The sequence below is a fragment of the Hyphomonas sp. genome (assembly GCF_040882205.1).
Lineage (GTDB): Bacteria > Pseudomonadota > Alphaproteobacteria > Caulobacterales > Hyphomonadaceae > Hyphomonas.
Genome location: NZ_JBBEBT010000178.1, coordinates 1 through 3,984, shown reverse-complemented (window position 1 = coordinate 3,984; position 3,984 = coordinate 1). Strand labels below are relative to the sequence as shown.

Here is a 3,984-nt window from a genome sequence, read left to right as displayed (position 1 = left end):
GCCCGCCTTCAGCGCCCGGTCGGCAAGCGGGATATCGGCCGTGATGACGACCGAAAAGGCATCGGCCTGTTCTGCGATCCAGTCATCGGCGGCATCGAATCCGTCGCTGACGATCTTGCGCGAGATCAGCGGATGTTCAGGGATGCGGATGTAGGCGTTGGCGACGATGACGACCGGCACGCCGTGGCGCAGGCTGACCTTGTAGATCTCGTCCTTCACCGGGCAGGCATCTGCATCGACAAGAATGCGAACGCTCATTGCGCCTCCATCTCGGCGATCCAGTCCCGGACCAGCGCGAGGCCTTCGGGGTCATGCACGCTGCGGCCGAGTTCGGGCATCGCGATGCCGGGCTCAACAGAGGCCATGCGGTAGGCAAGGATCGAGCGGTCCGGCGCGCCGGGCACGATCACCTGGAACAGGGTCCCTGCCCCGCGCCCGGCCGCAACCGGACGCTTGCCGATGCCGACTTTCACAGGATCAGTTTCCGTCGCCGAGAGGAGCAACCCGGAATTTGAGGCCGAACCATCCGGCTTGTGGCAATGGGCGCAATTGATATCGAGCCAGGACCGGGCGCGCGCCTCGAGCGGGAGCGCGATATCGTAGACGGCAGAGGCGGCGGGCGCGCTGGAAGGGAGACGGCCGAGCAAACCGCTCGCGGCCCAGTCTTCTAGCTGGCCGTGATGGTTGAGATTGCGCGCCTTCGGGCCGATGGGCGCAATCGCGGCGCCGGCCTGATGGCAGGTCTTGCACTGGTTCTGATTGGGCACCGCATAATTGACCGTGAGCGGACGGCCTGCCGGATCGATCGTGGAGACCTCACGCCGCCCGCCGATAGGGGCGTATTCGGCCTCGGTGCCCTTCGCGTTCCAGATATAGGCAAAGGCGGCCCAGCCGGTTTCCTTGTGGATCAGGAGGCGCGTCTCGACCTTGTAAGCGCCCTCCTCCGGCGCGCGCATATCCGGCGCGAAGGCGAAGGTTTTAACTAGCACCGTTCCGACCGGAAAGGCCAACACGTCCGTGTCATTGTAGACGGCTTTGGCACCTCGCGGCACATGAACGAAGCGGTGCTTGACGGCGTGATCGGAGAACAGCGGATTGACAAGATCATAGGCCACGACACCCGGCGCAGGCTGCAAAGCCGATGCATCCGTGAACAGTCTGTAGGCGGACAGGACCTTTGCAGGCTCCTGCGCGAGGACGACCGACATGTCCGGGCCCGCGGACTTGCCGAGGCCGCAGGCCGACAGCAGCGCGGCGAGCAGAAGAACGGTGATCCGCAAGGCTTAGGCCGGACCGTGCGAAAGCACGATGGGCGCCGGCTCTGGCGGCGGCGTGGAGGCCGGACGCTCCGTGGACGGCGCAATCGCTGCCGGGTCCAGCGGGTAGGATGGCACGCCGAAATTCAGGAAGCCGACTTCCAGCGCTTCGCCGATGGTCAGGTTCACGGCCTGCAGCTCAGCGCCCGGCCATGCGCTGACCCCGTCCCAGATGACCGGCGGCAGCGTGCCGCCCATCGCATCGGCAAGCGGCTCAAGGATGCCCTGCGGGTCATCCCCGCCGCCGGTATACTTGTTGGCGCGCACCACGATATCGCGTGGCAGCGGATTATAGGCCGCATCGGTGAATGGCAGAGAATAGGCCGTGATCAGGATACCAGTGGAGCGGTTGTTGTCGAACGTATTGTCGAAGACGTGCACGTTGCGGTTCGCCATGATGATGACGCCGGTGCCGGACGGCACGCCCGCGACGATATTGCCGGCGGCGGCGAAGTTGCGCGTATTGTTGGCGAGGATCTGATTGGAGAAAATGCGTGTGGAATTGCCGCCGGAAACCGGCAGGTCAGGCAGGTCGAACACGAGGATGCCGCCGGTATTGTTGCGCGCGATATTTCCGTACACGTCGGCGCCCGAGGAATTCTCGATCTCGATGCCGGCCACATTGTATTCGACGATAGAGTTGCGCACGATGATGTTGGAGGACTGGCCGACATAGATACCGGCGTCCGAGGCGCCGCGCACGGTGACGTTCTCGACGAGGACGTCTTTCGATTCGACCGGGTAGATCCCGTAGGCGCCATTGGTCTCTTCCGGCTCACCGCTCCATTCGACCGTGAGATGGCGATAGATGATCTGGTCGGCGCCTTTCGACTTGATGCCGTCGCCCTTGGTGTCGCGGACGGTGAAGTCTGTCAGCGTGACGCCGTCCGAAGTGACAAGCAGGCCCTCCCCCGCGCCGGCCTGCTGGGCGAAGTCGAGCACCGTCTTGCCCTCGCCGGCGCCGCGCAGCGTGACGCCTTCGACATCCAGTGACAGTGAATCGATCAGCGAGAAGGTGCCTTCCGGCATCTGGATTGTGTCGCCCGGCCTGGCCGAGATGAGGGCGGCCTGCAGCGCGGCGCCAAAGTCGCCCGTCGCCGAAAGCGCTGCGGGCGCGCCGGGATCGGCGGCTGGAGGCGCCGACGTGTTCGGTGTGCAGGCAGAAATGATCAGTACCAGCGGAATCGCAGAGGCAACGCGCGCAGGTTTCATGAAATCCTCCCCGGATCAGCTGACGCGAGTTTCAGCTTCAATCCCGGGAAAAGCAAGCCGGGCGCAGGTTTGCGCTCCACAGGTTTTGGCGCAATGTGCTTCAGGCCCAAACGCCTCGCTTACGAAGCCGTCATGCCAACCCCTGCCCAGGCCCTTGCGCTGCTCATGCTATCGGCGCTGGTATCGGTTGCCTGCTCGAAAAGCGAGGCTCGGGACGCTGTCCCTGCGGGCACCGGCACCAACCTTGATGGCGCGCGGATACCCGCCGCCGTCAAATGGCGGCACGAAATTACTTTGAATGGCCGGGCTTTGCCGGTGACCGGATTTTGTGATCCGGGCCGAAGGGTCGTGTCCATTTCGGCAACGCAATCCGGCACCACCTGCTCGAATAGCGAAAGCCAAAACGGGGACCGTTATAAGCGGCGCAGTGACTGCACGGCGCCGAATGGCACTCTTACGACTTCGGGTCTTACCGTGACAGGCAAAACGGCCTACACTTTTGAAATCATACCCAACCGTCATGGGTCAGACGGTCCGCCATCTCACATGATTACGAAGGCCACCCGGCTTGGCGACTGCTAGCAACGCCTGGCGCAAACGCCCCGCCGACAGGGCCAGCGGGGCGCGATCTTTTGTCCGTGATCAGAGTGTCAGTGGACGCTGAGCGGGTTCAGGTCGTTGGCAAGGGCGGCGGCGAAGGCGGCTTCCCGGCCTTCGACAATTGCGAGGCGCTGGCCGTCGGCGGAGGCGACGACGAAGAGATCGTCCGGATCCGCCACATCATCCAGGGCTTCCGGCGGCAAAAGGCTGCGGATTTCACCGTCCTCAAGATGACGGATGTAAACGAATGCATTGCCTTCGGGGGAGGTCGATTTCAGTCCGGTCGTCATGGGTCCACTCCTTTCCGCGCCCCGGCGGGGTCGCTGGCAGGCTGGTGCTCTGCCATGGACTGAAGGTGGGCCTCGATTGTGTCCGGTTCAAGCACCAGCGTGCGGCAACATGGCGGCGCAGGGCTCACAGGGGCGTACAGAGGGGCTGAATGCCCGTTTTTTAACAGGACTGCCCGGAAAGCAGGTCCTGGTGGAGCCAGACGGAGTCGAACCGACGACCTCTTGCATGCCATGCAAGCGCTCTACCAACTGAGCTATGGCCCCTGACCGGGAGAGCGGGAGGATTAGTCTCAGCCTCCCGCCCTTTCAAGTCCTATTTATCACCGATCATCTTCGTCATCGTCGATGGCGAGATCATCGTCGCCATCTTCGTCATCGTCGATCTCGAATTCTTCCTCGTCATCGTCGGCGATGATCACATCATCGTCGGCTTCGGCGCCGCCTTCGGTGAAGCCGGCCGGAACCTTGCCGGCGGCGGGCGCCTCTTCCTCGTCTTCGGCGTCCTCGATAATAACGTCATCGTCTTCGCCGACGAGTTCCTTGGTTTCCTCTTCATCCTCGTCGTG

At 63.4% G+C, this 3,984-nt stretch carries 4 protein-coding genes, 1 tRNA gene and 1 pseudogene; all 6 read right to left on the bottom strand.

Annotated features, from left to right (window positions below; genetic code table 11):
* Window positions 1-258: DUF188 domain-containing protein (locus WEA77_RS07280; RefSeq protein ID WP_368067205.1), on the bottom strand; the 258-nt coding region annotated here is incomplete at its 3' end.
* The gene (locus WEA77_RS07275) at window positions 255-1,280 is read right to left on the bottom strand and encodes an SO2930 family diheme c-type cytochrome (protein WP_368067203.1); all 1,026 of its coding nucleotides are present in this window, start codon (window positions 1,278-1,280) and stop codon (window positions 255-257) included. The genes WEA77_RS07280 and WEA77_RS07275, both read right to left, overlap by 4 nt.
* Before the next feature lie 3 nt (window positions 1,281-1,283).
* Window positions 1,284-2,528, bottom strand: coding sequence for a parallel beta-helix domain-containing protein (locus WEA77_RS07270; protein ID WP_368067202.1), 1,245 nt, complete (start codon window positions 2,526-2,528; stop codon window positions 1,284-1,286).
* 650 nt (window positions 2,529-3,178) lie between these two features.
* The gene (locus tag WEA77_RS07265; RefSeq protein ID WP_368067201.1) at window positions 3,179-3,418 is read right to left on the bottom strand and encodes a DUF1150 family protein; all 240 of its coding nucleotides are present in this window, start codon (window positions 3,416-3,418) and stop codon (window positions 3,179-3,181) included.
* A gap of 188 nt (window positions 3,419-3,606) precedes the next feature.
* Window positions 3,607-3,682, bottom strand: a tRNA-Ala gene (locus WEA77_RS07260).
* A gap of 56 nt (window positions 3,683-3,738) precedes the next feature.
* A pseudogene (locus tag WEA77_RS07255) lies at window positions 3,739-3,984 on the bottom strand (DNA primase); the annotation flags it as partial.

Bases quoted from the DNA above. Each gene is read 5' to 3' on its own strand.
- WEA77_RS07265 (WP_368067201.1), bottom strand. From the start codon at position 3,418: ATGACGACCGGACTGAAATCGACCTCCCCCGAAGGCAATGCATTCGTT.
- WEA77_RS07270 (WP_368067202.1), bottom strand. From the start codon at position 2,528: ATGAAACCTGCGCGCGTTGCCTCTGCGATTCCGCTGGTACTGATCATT.